The 16,173-nt window shown below is 39.7% G+C and carries 14 protein-coding genes, 3 tRNA genes and 1 pseudogene; 7 read left to right on the top strand and 11 right to left on the bottom strand.

Features of this window, described 5'->3' with window-relative positions; all coding sequences use genetic code 11:
* Positions 1–124: 124 nt before the first annotated feature.
* The 3 genes from GQ61_RS02495 to uvrC all read right to left on the bottom strand — a co-directional run bounded on the left by GQ61_RS02495 (position 125) and on the right by uvrC (position 2,699).
* Positions 125–199 (bottom strand) — tRNA-Val (locus GQ61_RS02495).
* A gap of 57 nt (positions 200–256) precedes the next feature.
* On the bottom strand, positions 257–814 hold the full coding sequence (gene pgsA, locus GQ61_RS02490; protein ID WP_198157380.1) for a CDP-diacylglycerol--glycerol-3-phosphate 3-phosphatidyltransferase: 558 nt from the start codon (positions 812–814) through the stop codon (positions 257–259).
* A gap of 22 nt (positions 815–836) precedes the next feature.
* Entirely contained in the window at positions 837–2,699 is a 1,863-nt protein-coding gene (gene uvrC / locus GQ61_RS02485; RefSeq protein WP_085783782.1) for an excinuclease ABC subunit UvrC, read from the bottom strand.
* A 431-nt stretch (positions 2,700–3,130) separates the two neighbouring features.
* On the opposite strand from uvrC, the gene GQ61_RS02480 reads away from it, so the two are divergent.
* The 3 genes from GQ61_RS02480 to GQ61_RS02470 all read left to right on the top strand — a co-directional run bounded on the left by GQ61_RS02480 (position 3,131) and on the right by GQ61_RS02470 (position 5,671).
* The gene (locus GQ61_RS02480) at positions 3,131–4,834 is read left to right on the top strand and encodes a cation:proton antiporter domain-containing protein (protein ID WP_157111119.1); all 1,704 of its coding nucleotides are present in this window, start codon (positions 3,131–3,133) and stop codon (positions 4,832–4,834) included.
* A 13-nt stretch (positions 4,835–4,847) separates the two neighbouring features.
* The gene (locus tag GQ61_RS02475) at positions 4,848–5,519 is read left to right on the top strand and encodes a hypothetical protein (RefSeq protein ID WP_085783780.1); all 672 of its coding nucleotides are present in this window, start codon (positions 4,848–4,850) and stop codon (positions 5,517–5,519) included.
* 76 nt (positions 5,520–5,595) lie between these two features.
* Positions 5,596–5,671, top strand: a tRNA-Glu gene (locus tag GQ61_RS02470).
* Between the two features lie 66 nt (positions 5,672–5,737).
* Here the strand turns inward: GQ61_RS02470 and GQ61_RS02465 are convergent.
* The 8 genes and pseudogenes from GQ61_RS02465 to efp form a co-directional block, all read right to left on the bottom strand.
* The gene (locus tag GQ61_RS02465; protein ID WP_157111118.1) at positions 5,738–7,294 is read right to left on the bottom strand and encodes a Fic family protein; all 1,557 of its coding nucleotides are present in this window, start codon (positions 7,292–7,294) and stop codon (positions 5,738–5,740) included.
* 272 nt (positions 7,295–7,566) lie between these two features.
* Positions 7,567–7,719 (bottom strand): annotated as a pseudogene (locus tag GQ61_RS09400) (helix-turn-helix domain-containing protein); the annotation flags it as partial.
* On the bottom strand, positions 7,707–7,982 hold the full coding sequence (locus GQ61_RS02455) for a SemiSWEET transporter (RefSeq protein ID WP_085783779.1): 276 nt from the start codon (positions 7,980–7,982) through the stop codon (positions 7,707–7,709). The gene GQ61_RS02455 and the pseudogene GQ61_RS09400, both read right to left, overlap by 13 nt.
* 22 nt (positions 7,983–8,004) lie before the next feature.
* A tRNA-Glu gene (locus GQ61_RS02450) sits at positions 8,005–8,080 on the bottom strand.
* 69 nt (positions 8,081–8,149) lie between these two features.
* Positions 8,150–9,481 (bottom strand): DEAD/DEAH box helicase, encoded by a 1,332-nt coding sequence (locus GQ61_RS02445; RefSeq protein WP_085783778.1) that lies wholly within the window; start codon positions 9,479–9,481, stop codon positions 8,150–8,152.
* Between the two features lie 134 nt (positions 9,482–9,615).
* Positions 9,616–11,274, bottom strand: coding sequence for a putative bifunctional diguanylate cyclase/phosphodiesterase (locus tag GQ61_RS02440; protein ID WP_085783777.1), 1,659 nt, complete (start codon positions 11,272–11,274; stop codon positions 9,616–9,618).
* A 146-nt stretch (positions 11,275–11,420) separates the two neighbouring features.
* A complete protein-coding gene (locus tag GQ61_RS02435; RefSeq protein WP_085783776.1) occupies positions 11,421–12,230 on the bottom strand; it encodes an inositol monophosphatase family protein in 810 nt (269 codons plus the stop codon).
* A 27-nt stretch (positions 12,231–12,257) separates the two neighbouring features.
* Positions 12,258–12,824 (bottom strand): elongation factor P, encoded by a 567-nt coding sequence (efp, locus tag GQ61_RS02430; RefSeq protein ID WP_085783775.1) that lies wholly within the window; start codon positions 12,822–12,824, stop codon positions 12,258–12,260.
* A 125-nt stretch (positions 12,825–12,949) separates the two neighbouring features.
* On the opposite strand from efp, the gene GQ61_RS02425 reads away from it, so the two are divergent.
* From GQ61_RS02425 to GQ61_RS02415, 4 genes are read left to right on the top strand one after another with little or no spacing between them, the layout of a single operon-like run.
* A complete protein-coding gene (locus GQ61_RS02425; RefSeq protein WP_085783774.1) occupies positions 12,950–13,693 on the top strand; it encodes a heme ABC transporter permease in 744 nt (247 codons plus the stop codon).
* Positions 13,686–13,826 carry a hypothetical protein gene (locus GQ61_RS09235; RefSeq protein ID WP_198157378.1) on the top strand — a complete coding sequence of 47 codons (141 nt, stop codon included), beginning with the start codon at positions 13,686–13,688 and terminating at the stop codon, positions 13,824–13,826. Before GQ61_RS02425 ends, GQ61_RS09235 begins: the two co-directional genes overlap by 8 nt.
* Positions 13,823–14,278 carry a cytochrome c maturation protein CcmE gene (gene ccmE / locus GQ61_RS02420; protein ID WP_198157377.1) on the top strand — a complete coding sequence of 152 codons (456 nt, stop codon included), beginning with the start codon at positions 13,823–13,825 and terminating at the stop codon, positions 14,276–14,278. Before GQ61_RS09235 ends, ccmE begins: the two co-directional genes overlap by 4 nt.
* A complete protein-coding gene (locus GQ61_RS02415) occupies positions 14,275–16,164 on the top strand; it encodes a heme lyase CcmF/NrfE family subunit (RefSeq protein WP_085783772.1) in 1,890 nt (629 codons plus the stop codon). Before ccmE ends, GQ61_RS02415 begins: the two co-directional genes overlap by 4 nt.
* The last annotated feature ends 9 nt before the right edge of the window (positions 16,165–16,173 follow it).

Here is a 16,173-nt window from a genome sequence, read left to right as displayed (position 1 = left end):
CATGTGCAGGGGTCCTGGACGATGCTTTGAAAGAGGCCCAATGGGCTCTATGACGCTATAGATGAAATATTTTCATAATAGCTTAATTTAACACAGATTAATCAAAAGGAAAAGAGGGAGGAGATGGTGGGCGCAGCCGGGATTGAACCAGCGACCCCTACGATGTCAACGTAGTGCTCTCCCACTGAGCTATGCGCCCCACAAAAAGTGGTTTAAATAAACAACTCACTTCTGATACCTGAATAATCTTTTAGAATCAAGTCTTCATGTGATGATAGCTGGCCCTCAGATAATCATACCCTGTAACAAGAGTAAGAATCGCTGCTACCCATAGACCAATAATGCCAATTGTGGCTAGAGAAAAGAAATAAGACGATTCAGGGACGGCAATGAGCAATCCAATAGCTCCCATCTGAACAGCAGTTTTCCATTTTGCTAATTGGCTGACGGGGACTGAAATCTGAGTTTGAGCCAAAAATTCTCTTAATCCAGAAACTAAAATTTCTCGGCAAAGAATAATAATAGCGGGTACCAATGAGAGCCCTCGAATACGGTCAAATCCAACGAGAAGTAAAAGTGTTGAAGCAACTAAAAGCTTATCGGCAATGGGATCCAAAAAGCCCCCCAGTTTCGTTGTCTGTTTAAAGGTGCGGGCAAAATATCCATCAAGAAAATCAGTAATGCACGCAAACATAAAGAAAACAGCGGCAATCCAAAATCCCATTTCCTTATTCATATAGAACAGTACGATCATGATCGGAATAATTGCAATTCTGAAGAGAGTTAATGTGTTTGGGAGGTTAGGAAGCATCATTTAGTCAACGCCTATATAATATCTAAGGATGGAAAAAATCATAAATTTTATTTGCAAGAGCTGCACTAATTCCATTCACTTTTTTTAAGTCTTCAAGCCCTGCATTTTCTATATTGCGAGTAGATCCAAAATGGCGCAAGAGAATTTTTTTGCGTTCAGCACCAATTCCTGAAATTTCATCGAGAGGCGACAAAGTGAGGGCCTTTTCACGTTTCTTTCGATGGGTGCCAATCGCAAAGCGGTGCGCTTCATCTCTCAATCGTTCTAGATAATGAAGGATTGGACGATGACGTTCAAGAGTAATGGGATGAGAATCTTTTTTAAAAAAAGTTTCCTTTCCCGCATTACGCTCAGGTCCTTTAGCAATAGCTAGAATAGGAATATCAAGGTTTAATTCATCGAGCACCGAGTGGGCTGTGCTTAATTGTCCTTTGCCTCCATCAATCAAGATAAGGTCTGGTAAAGTATTTTCAACCTTCTTGAGAAGAGAGCCGCTAAAGCGTCGCGTTAAGACTTCTCGCATCATTCCAAAATCATCTCCAGGTGTGATCCCTGATGGTCCAGCGGTTTTTATTGTAAACTTTCGGTAGAGTTTTGTTTCAAAGCCTCTTCTTGAAGCAACCACCATGGCTCCCACAGCATTTGATCCTTGAATATGGCTGTTATCGTATATTTCAATGCGTTCAGGAATATTCGGTAACTGAAATACTTCCGTCAATTTTTCCAGGATCGATTTGAGAGTTGAAGCTTCTGCAAGATGTCTCTCTAAAGCTTCACAAGCGTTTTCGTAGGTACGCTCTATTAACTTTTTCTTCTCTCCTTTGAGAGGTTTGAGGAAGGTGACTGAATGACCGTATTTTTCATGAAAGGCGTTTTGTAAAAGATTTTTGTCTTCAAGGTCGTAATTGATTAATACAAGCTCTGGAGGCTGATGATCATTATAAAATTGGGTTAAGAAACTGGTGAGAACATCTTCGGGGGAGGTTTCATCGGTGTGAAGAGGAAAGTATGTTCTGCTGCCAAAATGACTACTATTTCGAAAGAAAAAGATTTGAATAGCAACGCTACCTTTATCTTCTGCTAAGGCAATGATATCCGTACTTTCTTTGAATGTAGGATTCATATTTTGGTGTACTTGGATCTGGGTCAGCGCACGAATTTGGTCACGATAAAAGCTTGCATGTTCATAGTCACGTTTAGCACTTGCAGCCAACATTTTTTCACTCAATTCCTTTTGTAGAAGCTGACTCTTGCCTTCGAGAAAATCTTTTGCTTGTCGTACAGACGTGTTGTAATCCTCTTCATTGATATAGCGCACACAAGGGGCAGTGCAGCGTTTGATGTGATATTGTAAACAAGGACGTTTTCGTGCAGCAAAATAACTATCGCTGCAATTTCTCAGTTTAAAGATCTTGTGCAGACTATTGATAGTCTGATGAACGGCTTCAGTAGAAGCAAATGGACCATAATATTTACCTGGGATATTTTTTGCACCACGATGCTTTCCAAGACGAGGCCATTGACCTTCTGTAATCAAAATATAGGCAAATGATTTACTATCCTTAAAAAGGACATTATAACGAGGGTTAAGATTTTTGATGAGTGTTGCTTCTAGAAGCAAAGCTTCAACTTCATTATGAGTTATCACAAACTCCATGGAAATTGTTTCTGAGATCATACGTTTAAGACGATTTGGTAAACGCTGGGGTTGAGTATAACTTTGCACCCGCTTCTTAAGACTTTTGGCTTTCCCCACATAAAGAACCGTGTCGTTTTTCCCCAGCATACGGTAGACACCCGGTTTAAGAGGTAAGTTTTTAACGTAATCGCTTATAACTTCAAGACCGCGGTTCAAAGAAGTTACTGGAGAAATATGTTCAGGCATTCACTATGTCACATAAAATCACTTAACTGCCCTATTATGGTGCAAATTTAATTGATATGCCAATAAATTAGAGGACAGCAAGCTTGTGGATAACTTTGTGCGTAAAAAAGCAACTAAATTCTTTAAGTGATTAAAGAAGAGAATTAATAAACCACCAGAAAAGAAATATGATGAATTAAGTCAACATGTTGATTTTACTAGGATTTTGTGCAAATGAAAAAAATTTAAATTAATTTTAAAAAGAGGATTGACTTCTTGAAGACCCAATGAAATTTGCACTGTTAATAAATTTACAAAAATGTGAAAAAAAAGTAGAATTTTTTAATCATTTTAGGTTACATATTTTTAATAAAAATAAAACTATAATCCTTTGACACATTTACGAGAGTTGGAGGTTGAAATTTTGAATCAAAATTCAAGAAGGGGGTTCTTTGCACGAAACACATTATATGTCTGATACACTGATACTTTTAATAACTGCTGCCATTGTTGTTCCTCTTTTTCGTCGATTAAAAGCAAGTCCGATTTTAGGATATCTAATTGGAGGTTTGATCATTGGACCAAAAGCTCTCGGGTTCATTGCTGGTTTTGACGGTCTAAAGTTTTTTTCACAATTCGGTATTGTTTTCTTATTGTTTACAATAGGTCTCAAGATGCCTTTGCAAAGGTTTCAAGTCCTCAAGCGTTATGTTTTTGGTCTGGGGTTTGCTCAAGTAATGCTGACCACCCTTGCATTTTCAGCGATTTGTTGGTGGCTGGATCTATCGATTGAAGCCACAATCCTTATAGGCAGTGCACTTGCTCTTTCTTCTACCGCAGTTGTATTGCAGCTCTTGGCAGAACGTGGGGAGATCGCGCAACGATTTGGCCGTGTTGCGTTTGCTGTTCTTTTGCTGCAAGATCTTTTTGTTGTTGTTCTCTTGGTATTAATGTCAACCTTTGCCCAAAGTGAAAGCAGTATCCTCAGTGTGTTAGGGATCTCTGCAGTAAAAGCGTTTTTGGTGCTCTTTATGATTTTGATGGTTGGCCGACTTTTATTGCGCCCCCTTTATCGCGCTTTCGTCCGTATCAATAATCAAGAGTTAATGTTAATTTTGACGCTCTTAGTCGTCTTAACTACCAGTGTGGCAACTTGGGCGGCAGGCCTATCTATGGAATTGGGGGCCTTTTTAGCAGGACTTCTGCTTTCTGAGACAGAATATCGTCATCAAGTTGAAGCAGATATTCATCCTTTTTATGGTTTACTCTTAGGTCTATTCTTTATGACCGTGGGCATGTCTATCAATATTAGTCTTATGTATAGCCAATTTTCAGTGATTTTAACGCTTATTGTTGGCATGATGGCGATTAAAGCGGCCATACTCTTTTTCCTGTGCTTGCTCTTCAAGTTGCCACGCATTACGGCTGTGAGGGTGGGGTTATTGTTGGCAGGGGGAGGAGAGTTCGTCTTCGTTCTTTTTATTCCAGCTTTGAATCTTGAGATTATTACGCCTGAGATTGCCCAATTGATTTATAGTGCGGTGGCTGTTTCGATGGCTCTTACGCCTCTTTTAGCTGTTATTGGTAAACGGTTAGATGAACGTTGGCATCAACAAGAATCAGATGCGTCACTCCATGCCGCCCTTGATGAAATTGGTGACTTAAAAAATCACGTGATTATTGCTGGATTTGGGCGTGTGGGTAAAATGGTTGCACGTCTTTTGTTAGAGAGAATGATTCCCTTTGTGGCGATCGATAATAACATGGATAATGTCTCCAATGGACGTGCGAAAGGATTTCCAGTGTTTTACGGAGATGCTTCTCGAGCCGAAGTATTGCGGGTTCTAGGCGTCGAAAAAGCGAAAGCTGCTGTTGTGAGTATTAATAATACCCGCGCAACTTTGAAAATAGCCACGATGATACGTCGTCAATTTCCCCATCTGCAAGTCTCAGTTAGAATGCGTGATGATGAATATGAAGCTAAATTAGCCCAATTGGGTGTGGCTGTTATTATGCCTGAGAACCTGGAACCAAGCCTTCAGTTGGCGTCTGCTGTTCTTAAAGCTGTGGGTACTCCTCAAGAAGAAGTTGGTCAAATCATTGATAACTTTAGAAGAGCCTACTCATCTCAAAATGCAGAGGATGAGAGCAAATAGAAAGGATTCAGCTATGCTAAAATATAGTGTTGCAGTTTGCTTGGTTGCTTTCTGTATGGGGGCTTATGGTGCGCAAGCGTCCGAGAATCAGGTGAATTTAGAAAAGAAAGACGACCCAAACACTTCTTTGGCATCAACACATAAGCCTAAGAATTCAGCAGTTAATTCCCTGATGGGGTATATAACACCAGTAGTAAATACTTTCACAAACATCCATTTTGCGGCCACAAATAATCCAGAAGTTGAAAAGGCAAAGTTTCCGCCTTTAACGCTAAAGGAAGTGAGCGATTTATTTTTAAGTGACGATGCTGCGGTGGAAACCATTCTTAAGCGTGAAATTGCCTATGTCACAGGCAACGGTTTTACGGATCCTACCCATTATAAAGGGATCTTGAGCATTATAGAGTTTGATTATGGTGATGTGGAGACCTCTTATATAAGCGCGGATACAGGATATAAAATCAGTTTTAAAAGTGCTGCAGGTAAAGTAAAGCCAAAGGCTTTTTTGAAGTCTTTTATAGACAGTTATGGGGAAACGGCCTTGTTTGATAAGAAAACTCCACAAAAAAGATCAGATACACGCACAGAAATAGAATACATTTTTGCGACCAAAAAGTTGGAAACGCCTCATCGACAAATTGTTCTCAGAGCGATTCGTTATCAGCCTATGGAAGAGTTTCTCTAACAAGAGTGTAACGTTGTAAGATAATTGACGCTTGATAATTATGAAGACTTCAGATAGGTTCCAACCGTTCGCGAAGGTCCCCATCGTCTAGTGGCCTAGGACACCGCCCTCTCACGGCGGCAACACGGGTTCGAATCCCGTTGGGGACGCCAATCAAATCAGCCTTGTCAAAATAGAAAAAGATTTTTCTCGAACTTTTCCTTTAAATGTAAAGATCCTCAATCTGTATCTTTAAATACCTTGGCATAAAGCTCTTCAAGCTGTTGACATTCCTTCTTAGATAAAGCTTTGAATTCTTTTTCTCTTGCACGTTTAGAAAGTTTTCCCTGATTTTGTTCTAAAAAATGAATCAATAAATCAGCTAAATGATCTGGCATATCAAAAAGTTCATTAATATTTTTTTTCATTTGGTCATACATTTCAAGATAATTGATCTCTTCTGGGAGAATTTTCTCTATTGTTTCTTGTATACATTCATAAAGAAATTCCGCCATTTTTGTAGCATCAAAATATCGATACAAATCTATTGTTTCGTTAAGAATTTCTACATTTCCGTTTTCTGTGGGCCTCCAATCAATGAACTCAAGTCGAGGACGAGAATATGATTCAAGAACACGTCGATAGTCATCTATGCGTTTCAAAATAACTGTCGACACAGGAAAAACTATCTCCTTAGGAGTAAAGTCAAGATCAGCAAGCACATGATGAATAAGGTAGCGGTGTATGCGTCCATTACCATCGACAAAAGGGTGAATAAATACAAACCCAAAAGCTATAACAGCCGCAAGGATAGGCGCATCAATTAAACCCTTCTTATTAAGCTTCTGATAAGAGTCTATCATTCCCTTCATAAGTATGGAGAGATCTTGCCATCGAGCAGAAATATGATCTGGCAAAGGCCTTTGTGTTGATCTCTCATGAACGCCTATAAAACCTCCTTCTTCTCGAAGACCAAGTTTAACAAAACGCTTGTCCTCTATTACAATCTCTTGTAAACGCAAGAGTTCTTCTAGAGAAAGAGGTACGAATCCTGCTTGAGCAATGGCGCGTCCCCATCGCTCTGTACGACTGTGAGGTGGCGTTTCTCCTTCTATGGCAAAAGAAGCTCTCGAATCTTTGAGAAGGAGAAAAGCTGCAGCTCTAGACAACACATCAGGATGAATGTTTCCTGTTTTCGTATAGGCTGTCTCGCTTAAATTAAGATCTAAAAAATGTTGGAGCTTTTCTGTGCGTCTCACCAAAGGACAAAAATCTTGAGTCCCAGGAAGGTTATTATTCACGCGATGTCTTTTGGAAAGTTCAGAAGCTCCACCAAATTGGAGTTTTATATCAACAACAGCAAAGAAATTTCCCCTTTCAATATCGGGAATGTTGAGTTTTTTCCCTGTAAGCCATTCATAGAGAAACCAAACCCGGCGACTGTAGCGACTGTTAGGTTCAGATTTAACCCAACCTTCAAGTTCAGTAGGTTGGATTTTTTGAAAAAGCGTATTGAGAATGGCAAGATCAATTCCTTCATACTTTAAAGCAAAAGTAAGATGCCCTACGAGGGATGGTTTTGGCTTATGCCTTAATGTATAGACTTCCCAACCCTCAACTTTATACCGTTTATGCTGACGACTGATAAAACAGAGATGTTCAGGTAAAGGTGTCTTCAAATCATAAGCATGAACCAAAGCCGCATACCCTGCTAAAGAACCATCCATTGTTGGAAGAGCTCTTCCATGAAAAATACTTACAGGGTGTGAAAAACGCTTATAATTATCAATTTCCATGAAAAATACTTAGTTTTTTTATGTTTCTAATAAATTCGACATTATCATGAAAAATGCTTACAATCTATGAAAAACGTTTATAAAAACAATTTTTTATGAATTTTGATTATAGATTGTGAAAAACGATTACAAAAGCTATTTTTTATGAATTTTGATTACAAAACGCTCCTTTTCTCTCCCAGCGGCAACACGGGTTCGACTCCCGTTGGGGATGCCAATCAAGTCACTGTCTTCAAAAAGAAGTTGGTTGTTATTCATTCTGGTTGAATGATTCAAGCGATGGCGGATAGACCCTTCTTTTCCACCAAAGAGAGCAGTTTCAAAGAAGGTCCTGCGGGCTTTTTTTCTCCGCGTTCCCATTGACTGACAGAATCTTTCGAGACGTTCAAATAGTAGGCAAACACTGCCTGGCTTACTTCTCTTTTTCCGAAACGAGTTTAAAGACCAGAATGCTGGCGGCGAGGACAAGGGTAAGACCATTGGCGATCATGACGGGCAGAGCGTTGATCATCACCCCATAGGCGAACCAGCACCCAACGCCTAAACACAGGATAATATACATCAATAATGAGATATCTTGCGTTCGCTTAGTTTTAAAAACTTTAATCGCTTGGGGGAGGAATGCGGCTGTCGTAAGGGAACCTGCTAAATGGCCTATGACTTCAGCAATATTGATATACTCAGTCATAAATATGTGCGTTCAATTGAGGTGGCGTCCCCAACGGGATTCGAACCCGTGTTGCCGCCGTGAAAGGGCGGTGTCCTAGGCCACTAGACGATGGGGACCAATGACAAGACGTTTAACCACAATGACTGCAAAAATCAAGCGATATATGCAGAAGAATCCTATAAATTTTAAACAATCGCCTTAGAGTCGTGACTTTCAGGGATATGAAGATCATGCATCATGAATTTTGGAATCTCATTGCCAAAGCCGACAATGATCGGACCTTTGTTTGGGTGTCTTGGTTTCTGATGCTTTGTTGGTGCCGATTGAATAGGCTTAGAAGGTTGCTGTGGAAGAGAGTCACTTTTTGGTGTCTTGATCATTTCAGGCTTCTTATCTTCTTCAGACAGCACTTCAAAGAAAGGAATCTTTGTCTTAATTAAACTTTCGATTGCTTTAAATAACTTAATTTCTTTTTCACTCATGAATGTAAAAGCTTTTCCTTTCCTGCCAGCACGACCAGTTCTACCAATACGGTGTACATACTCTTCGGCGTTATTGGGGACATCAAAATTGAAGACAACGTCTATGTCATCAATATCTAAGCCACGGGCAGCAACATCGCTTGCAACAAGAAAGCGAATCTTCCCAGACTTAAATTCTTCGAGGGTCTTTGTACGTACAGATTGTGTCAAATCCCCATGGAGTGGTGCTGTGCTAAGCTTTGCACGCTTTAAGAAAGTGCAAAGTGCGGAAATATCTTTTTTACGATTACAAAAAATAATGGAAGATTTTGGATTTTCTTTATCAATAAGGGCTTTTAGAATATTACGTTTGTTAGCATCTTCAGCTTTTACGGCAAAATGTTCGACAGTTTCGGCCGTCTTGGAAGAGCGTGAAATAAAGATCTCATCAGGGTTTTTGAGAAATTTTTGAGCAATTTTTTTAATTTCTTCAGAAAAAGTTGCTGAGAACAGTAAAGTTTGGCAATTCTTTGACAAGAGACCAAGGATTTTTTCAACATCTGGGATAAAACCCATGTCGAGCATGCGGTCTGCTTCATCAATAACCAACACTTCAATAGCATGGGGCATGATGCGTCCACGTTCAAAAAGATCTAACAAACGACCCGGCGTTGCAATAAGAATGTCGGGACCTTTGGAAAGACGCTTTTCTTGCTCGTAAATAGATTCTCCCCCAATCAGGGTAACGTTTTTAAAGCCGTGGAACGTTCCATATTGCGTAAAGCTCTGTTCAACCTGTTGAGCGAGCTCACGGGTAGGAGCTAAAACCAAAACACGGGGCATACGGGCTCTTTGACGTCCATTCTCCAAAATATGAAGAATAGGAAGCGTATAAGAAGCTGTTTTGCCAGTACCTGTTTGTGCGCAGCCAAATAAATCGTGGCGCTTTAACACAAGAGGGATAACTTGACTTTGTATTGGGGTGGGTGAATTATAACCAGCTAATTCAATACCTTGTAGGGTCTTAGGACCTAGCCCGAGATCAGAGAAATTCATGTGTTGTGATTTTTACCTTTTAACATCTATGCATAGTACTAATTGATATTTTTTTTAATATTGTCAAATTATTTTTTTAATTATTACTATTATTTTAGAATCAATGTTGTAAAAATGCCTGTTTTTAAGGGATATTAGGACTTCGCGTTTTGTGACTCTCTGGCGGAAATCCATTGCGTTAAAAATTCAGCGGTCATTGGTTTGGCAAAGAAGTAGCCTTGTCCTTGGTCACAGCCAATTTTTTGCAGGAATCTAAGCTCCTTTTCTGATTCCACTCCTTCAGCAACAGCCTGAAGATTGAGCTCATGAGCAAGAAGTACGGCGCTACGAACAATAGCTTCAGCAGCCGAATTTGTGATCATTTGATCAATAAAGATTTTATCAATTTTAATTGTATCAATGGGAAGCTCAAAAAGATACTGCAATGAGGATTGTCCCGTTCCAAAATCGTCGACGGCGATTTTAATGCCCGTGTCCCTAAGAGTAGCAAGGATATCGGCGACGGTTTTAATGTTAGAGGCGACGGCATTCTCTGTGACTTCAATTTCAATGCTTTCAGGCGGAATGCCGAGATTTCTTCGCGTTGCATGTAATTCTTGCAAAACAGAAGGGTCATAAAAGTTCTTCATAGAGAAGTTAAGAGCGATTTGAAGCTTCAGTCCATTTTTATGCCACTGAGAAACTTGTTTGAGGGCTGAATGAATCATCCATTTGGTATAGTTATTAATTAAGAGAGTGCCTTCAATGAGATTGATAAACTCATTGGGAGGGATAGCACCGAACTGAGGGTGATTCCATCGTGAAAGGGCCTCAACACCAATAATGGCACCTGTCTTAAGGTCGATTTTGGGTTGATAGAAGAGCTGAAGTTTTTTGTTTCCTATTGTGTGACTCAAGTCATGAATAAGCTGCAAGTTACGTTTGCTATAACTATCGTCTTCTTTTTGAAAGATCGAATAAGGAGCACTGAATCTTTTGGACTTTTCAGCTGCCAGTTTTGCTTTCCGGACGACGTCTAAAATATGATCATCAGCTTCTTTAAAAGCAACGCCATAATTAAATTCAGTGAAAATAGGGATTGATTCAATAATAAATTCATTTTTGATCAGATGTCGACAAGTTTCAATTACTTTGGGAACATCCGTATCTTGATAGATAAAAAGAGCAAAGCTCTCCTGGTCTAACAGTATTGGAAAAGCCAATGAATTGAGATGGGGAGTTAATTGATAACGAATCTGACGTAGAATTTCTTCAACGGATGCTTGCCCAAGAGCTCGAACAATATACTTAAGATGGTCGACATGCAAAACAACGATGGCGTATTTTCTATTGGTTAATCCTTGTCGTTCTACGAGATCTTCTAATCCCTTTAAGTTGGGCAACTCTGTGATGGGATCTGTGAGTAATTTTTTCTTCACCTCAAGCAAAAATGACTTTAAAACTTGGCAACCATAACCAACGATTCCGCCAATTAAAGTAAAGAAAAAGAGACGAACAACCCATGACTCTAACGGCTGCATTTGGTTTGCAGCAATATCTGCTGGCATCCACGGGCCTAAAATAAACCCCGATAGCATGCCAATTATAAGTCCTCCAACGGAGTTAAAAGAGATGCCGGCGAGAACAATGGGAATATAGAATGCATGAGTATAAGCGAGCTTAGTCCCCCCCCCAAAGAAGACCACTGCAGTGCAGGCAAGAACTATAAAAAGTATCCATAGGCTGGATGTGAGTTTTTGAAACCCTTTTGGAAAAAGAAATGCCATCCCTATTGAAAAAAGTATTGGGGCCATAAGATCTTTAATCTTTTTTAGTATTAAAATTATAACTTAGTATAAATGATCTTAAGATAAAAAGAAATTATGGATTACCATGGATATCCTAGAATGCGCTAAATGCTTATAGTGTGCTTTTACTCTCAAACGTTAGGATAGTTTTACTAACGTTTGATGAGGGAAGAAGTTAAGTGAACGAGGCTTTCATGAAGATAAGGATTGGAAGCGACAACAGTCGGAGAGTCCAAAGTTAATTTTTCGCCATAGGCATTCGTGATATAACCGCCAGCTTCTTTAATAATAATAAGGCCTGCTGCCATGTCCCATGGCGCTAACCCAAAAGCGCAATAGGCATCAAGTCTTCCTGCAGCCAAATAGCAAAGATCCAATGCAGCTGCTCCATTCCATCTTAAGGCAGAAACTTCGTTTTCAAAATTTCTTAGGATATCTTCAATGAGTTGCTTACGATAAGAAGGCGAAGCGCCGGTGCATACCAGGGCGTCTTGTAATTTTGATCGTGCAGAAACTCTTAATCGATGTTCATTAACGTAGGCCCCAGCCCCTTTTTCTGCACAAAACATTTCGTCTCTGACTGGGTCGTACACAACACCTGCAATGATTTCCCCATCTTTTTCATGGGCAATTGAAATACAAAAATAAGGCATACCATGAAGAAAGTTCATGGTGCCATCGAGGGGGTCTATGATCCATCGTTGAGATTTGTCTTTGCCAATAATTTCTCCAGATTCTTCCATTAAAAATCCAAAGTCTGGACGCGCTTTCTCAAGCTCTTGGCGAATTGTACGCTCAGCTTGACGATCTGCATTGCTCACAAAGTCCTTAGGACCCTTTTGAGAGACTTGCAACTGTTCAACTTCACCAAAGTCTCTTAAAAGTCGACGTGCAGCTTTTAGGGCAGCACGGCACATCATGAGGGTTGCTGGGTTTGTAACTTTTACGCGCGGGTTTTGCATTGTGCCTCGTTTGATTCGTGAATAAGGTTAATCTTTGGCGCGCTCAACATAGGTGCCATCGGCTGTATTGACAATAATTTTTTGTCCAGCCTCAATGTGAGGGGGAACCATCACACGAACGCCATTTTCTAGCATTGCAGGCTTGTAAGAGGAAGAAGCAGTCTGACCTTTTACAACAGGCTCAGCTTCGACAATCTGCATCACAACCGAATCTGGCAAAGACACACCAACAATTTCTCCTTCATAACTAGAAACTTCGACCATCATACCGTCTTTAAGGAATTGATGGCTATCCCCTAGAAATGATTTAGGCAGAGTGACCTGTTCAAAATTTTCTTGATCCATAAAAGTTAACATGTCGCCCTCAGCATAAAGATATTGGTATTCTTTTGAGTCTAGGCGTACACGTTCGACAGATTCACTTGAACGAAAACGCTCATTAAGCTTTGTTCCGTCACGAATGTCTTTAAGTTCTACTTGTAAGTAAGCGCCACCTTTTCCAGGTTGTGTATGTTGAATTTTTACGGCAACCCAAAGGCGATTCTTATGTTCTATGATATTACCGGGGCGAATTTCATTACCACCAATCTTCATGGATTCTATCCTTCTTAAACATATTTAGATATTTGCTAGTTCTAGCGATTTTGACGCTTTCACGCAAGAGAAACTAACGACGAGTTTTTCTTGAGGCCGTGATCAAATCCCATTAAGGTGTTCTGATGAAAAAAAATAATAGATTGATCATGAAGCCGCATAAGATTCTTTTTTGGAAAAAAAGGGTCATGACTGTTGTTACGGTGAGCACCCTCGTTTTGCTAACAATTGGAGTATGGTTTGCCCTTTTTGAATCTCCCGTTGATTATCAACAAGGAGACTTTGTGCGGATAATGTATGTACATGTACCTGCTTCTTGGATGGCTTTGGGTGTTTATGCTTTTATCGCTTTTTTTAGTTTTTTAAATCTTATTTTCCGATTGCCTATGGCGGACCTTACAGCAAAAGCAGCAGCGCCTATAGGAGCGGGTTTTACTATCTTAAGTTTGATTACGGGGTCCTTGTGGGGAAAACCCATGTGGGGAGCGTGGTGGGTGTGGGATGCTCGCTTAACCTCCGTACTGATTTTGCTGTTCTTATATTTCGGTTATATGACCTTGGCGCAAACCTATGATAATAAAACCCAAGGGTTAAAAGCGGCTAATGTTTTAGCCATTATTGGTATTATTAACCTGCCGATTATCAAATTTTCTGTTGAGTGGTGGAATACGTTGCATCAGCCCGCCAGTGTGTTGCGCTTCGCAAAGCCCGCTATTGACTCATCGATGCTGATTCCGCTTTTTATAATGGCTGCTGGATATGCCAGCTTTTTTATTATGCTGCTTTTAATTCGATTAGAAGGTGAGCTCTTGGACGCCAAAGTAAATGCGGTTCTCTATCGTCTTCGCAAGAGAGGTCTTCATGGGTGATTACAATATTTATATTTTGCTGTCATACCTGACAACGGGCACTATTTTTTCTGTTATGACGCTTCTCGCTATTCTTAAAAATATTAGGTTAAAAAAGAATTTGCAAGCTTTGGAGATTTCAAAAGAGGAATGATGCATTCAAAGAAAAAGCAGCGTTTGGTTTTTATTCTGCTTACGCTTTTAAGTGTTTCGGCTGGCATAGGTTTGTTATTGTGGGCTCTAGAAGAAAATATGATGTATTTTCTTACTCCTTCAGAGCTTTTAACAAAGCCAAATTTGTCGGGAAAGGCAATAAGGATAGGGGGATTGGTTGAAGAAGGTTCTCTTAAGATTGATCCAAAATCTTTGATGGTTAATTTTTATGTCAAGGATGAAACTGCGCGATTAAAAGTGCAATATCAAGGAGTTTTACCAACATTGTTTCGTGAAAAACAAGGCGTGGTGATAGAAGGAATTCTTTTGGGAAATGGGACTTTTAAAGCACATTTACTTCTTGCTAAGCATGATGAAACCTATCGGCCTCCCGAAAAGAAAAAAAGTGTTGAGAAAACCCAGCTCCTTAAATCATTAAAAAATGAATCATGATTGATTATGGCTTTAGTGCATTAATTGCTGCAACTTTTATCTCTCTTGCTCAAGGAGTTGCTTCTCATTGGCTTTTCAAAAAATTTAAAGATGATGCCTTATTGGCTGTGCGACTTTCAAGTGTAAGTCAATTTATCCTTATTTTGATTGGCTTTATATCGATCGTTCTGGCTTTTATCACTTCTGATTTTAGCTTAATGATCACGGCATTTAATTCGGCAACATTTACGCCTATGATTTACAAAATAGTGGGGATATGGAGTAATCATGAAGGGTCTATGCTCTTGTGGGTTCTTGTTCTATCTGGGTTTGGTGCTTTATACAGTCTGACCAGTTTTCATCACCCTAAAGTTTTTGTGCTCTATACGCTTGCCCTTCAATCTTTCATGACCTTTGCATTTTTGATCTATACTTTATTTTTCGCAAATCCTTTTGAACGTTTTGATGGGGATACTTTTGATGGGATAGATATGAATCCTATTCTTCAAGACCCATCGATGTTAACTCATCCTCCTTCATTGTATTTAGGTTTTGTAGGGTTCTCTCTTATTTTCTCCATGGGAGTCGCCGGATTAATTACTGAAAAAATTGATAAAGCATGGGCAAAACATTGTCGACCATGGGCTTTGATGTTATGGGCAATTCTTACTCTTGGTGTCATTGGAGGGAGTTGGTGGGCTTATTATGAATTAGGATGGGGAGGATGGTGGTTTTGGGATCCTGTTGAGAATATATCACTTATCCCTTGGTTACTCGCAAGTGCCTTGATTCATAGTTTAAAACACTTAGAATCTAAAGAGCAGTCTAAACAAGCTGCAGTTCTTCTTGCGATCCTGGTTTTCTCGTCCGCTCTTCTTGGAACATTTATTGTGCGTTCTGGTTTAGTGATGTCAGTGCATTCCTTTAGTGAAGGAGGTGAGCGTAGTGTTGCTCTTTTTCTTGTGATCGGAACAATCATTGCTTCGGGTTTAAGTGTCTATGCTGTGAAAGCGCATGCGATCAAATTTACAATTTTAAAATCGCCATTTCTATCTTTGAACGGACTGATGAAGATACAACTCATAGTTATGACAACTCTTGCTTTTACAGTTTTGTTAGGCACACTTTATCCAGTTTTTCTTGAAGCCATAACAGGCACCAAAATATCCGTTGGTCCTCCTTATTTTGAGGCTACTTTTGTGCCGATTGCTTTTATTGGTATGACGTTGGCTGGGTTAGGGCCTTTTCTTCTAAAGAAACAAAATTTTCAAGAACTGATACGTGCTTTAATGCCTGTTCTCATTGTTATGTTAGTTGTCACTTTATTGCTGCTCTTTATTTTTGAGAGGCATTTGTGCCTTAGTTGCTTTGGGTTACTTTTTGGAAGTTGGTTAATTCTTACTTCTTTAAAAGGCCTTTTGCGTAAACAGTCGTCATTTTTTAAGGTTAAGCAGTTGCCAATGATTGTCGCTCATATAGGAGTTGGCATTTGTGTCTTGGGTGTTTCATGGACGAGTCTTGTCAAAGAAGAAACGCTTTTGGCTATGCCGCTCCATAAACCTTATATATTTCATAATTTTAAAATCGAGCTTTTGGATGTGCAGAAAAAATCTGACACCAATTACTCGACAGAGAAGGCTAAAATCTCAGTCGCCATAGGAACTGAGAATACTATTTTAGAACCAGAGCGTCGCATTTATCATCTGCGTAATACACAAACTATTGAGACGGCGCTTTTATTTCAAAGACTTACAATTCTTTACATTGCATTAGGAGATCGATTAGAAGATGGGCGTTGGTCTTTAAGAGTGTACTATCATCCAAATGTATTGATGATTTGGATGGGGGGGGTAGTGATGATATTAGGTGTACTGCTCGCCATTGTGTTTGCACGGAAAAATCATTAAGGTGGATTA

Source organism: Candidatus Nucleicultrix amoebiphila FS5, assembly GCF_002117145.1.
Classification (GTDB): Bacteria; Pseudomonadota; Alphaproteobacteria; order Caedimonadales; family Nucleicultricaceae; genus Nucleicultrix; species Nucleicultrix amoebiphila.
This window is presented reverse-complemented; position numbering and strand designations above follow the sequence as displayed.

Bases quoted from the DNA above. Each gene is read 5' to 3' on its own strand.
- pgsA (WP_198157380.1), bottom strand. From the start codon at position 814: ATGATGCTTCCTAACCTCCCAAACACATTAACTCTCTTCAGAATTGCA.
- uvrC (WP_085783782.1), bottom strand. From the start codon at position 2,699: ATGCCTGAACATATTTCTCCAGTAACTTCTTTGAACCGCGGTCTTGAA.
- GQ61_RS02475 (WP_085783780.1), top strand. From the start codon at position 4,848: ATGCTAAAATATAGTGTTGCAGTTTGCTTGGTTGCTTTCTGTATGGGG.
- GQ61_RS02465 (WP_157111118.1), bottom strand. From the start codon at position 7,294: ATGGAAATTGATAATTATAAGCGTTTTTCACACCCTGTAAGTATTTTT.
- GQ61_RS02455 (WP_085783779.1), bottom strand. From the start codon at position 7,982: ATGACTGAGTATATCAATATTGCTGAAGTCATAGGCCATTTAGCAGGT.
- GQ61_RS02445 (WP_085783778.1), bottom strand. From the start codon at position 9,481: ATGAATTTCTCTGATCTCGGGCTAGGTCCTAAGACCCTACAAGGTATT.
- GQ61_RS02440 (WP_085783777.1), bottom strand. From the start codon at position 11,274: ATGGCCCCAATACTTTTTTCAATAGGGATGGCATTTCTTTTTCCAAAA.
- GQ61_RS02435 (WP_085783776.1), bottom strand. From the start codon at position 12,230: ATGCAAAACCCGCGCGTAAAAGTTACAAACCCAGCAACCCTCATGATG.
- efp (WP_085783775.1), bottom strand. From the start codon at position 12,824: ATGAAGATTGGTGGTAATGAAATTCGCCCCGGTAATATCATAGAACAT.
- GQ61_RS02425 (WP_085783774.1), top strand. From the start codon at position 12,950: ATGAAAAAAAATAATAGATTGATCATGAAGCCGCATAAGATTCTTTTT.
- GQ61_RS09235 (WP_198157378.1), top strand. From the start codon at position 13,686: ATGGGTGATTACAATATTTATATTTTGCTGTCATACCTGACAACGGGC.
- ccmE (WP_198157377.1), top strand. From the start codon at position 13,823: ATGATGCATTCAAAGAAAAAGCAGCGTTTGGTTTTTATTCTGCTTACG.
- GQ61_RS02415 (WP_085783772.1), top strand. From the start codon at position 14,275: ATGATTGATTATGGCTTTAGTGCATTAATTGCTGCAACTTTTATCTCT.